General features: G+C 70.3%; 1 protein-coding gene. It reads right to left on the reverse strand.

The features are described 5' to 3' along the window. Positions 1 to 168 precede the first annotated feature (168 nt). Positions 169 to 353 (reverse strand): hypothetical protein (locus FLO80_RS24355; RefSeq protein ID WP_188078423.1); only part of this gene is annotated, 185 nt, incomplete at its 5' end.

A 353-nucleotide genomic window follows, 5' to 3' on the forward strand; every position in this document is an offset into this window, starting at 1 on the left:
GAAGGCGCGGAAAGCGCCTGCGAACAGTGCGGCATGCCGCTGCCCAGCGCTTCCCAGCACCAGCTCCAGGGTCGCCGGCAGCGGCGCTTCGCCTGGTTCTGCGTCGGGCTGGCGCTGTTCTGCCTGGGCATGATGCTCTGGTTGCCGCGCGATGCTCCCTGAGGCATCTCAGCGGCGCAGGCGCCGATAGAGCTGGAGCAGGCGCTCGGGCAACTGCCCGGCGCGCTCGACCAGCGCGAAGCCGTCGGCGCCGAACAGGTAGGGCAGGTAGTCCGCCGCCTCCTTGTCGATGGTGATGCAGAAGGGCACCAGTCCCTGGCTGCGCGCCTCGATCACCGCCTGGCGGGTGTCCT

The organism is Aquicoccus porphyridii (assembly GCF_008369105.1).
Classification (GTDB): Bacteria; Pseudomonadota; Alphaproteobacteria; order Rhodobacterales; family Rhodobacteraceae; genus Aquicoccus; species Aquicoccus porphyridii.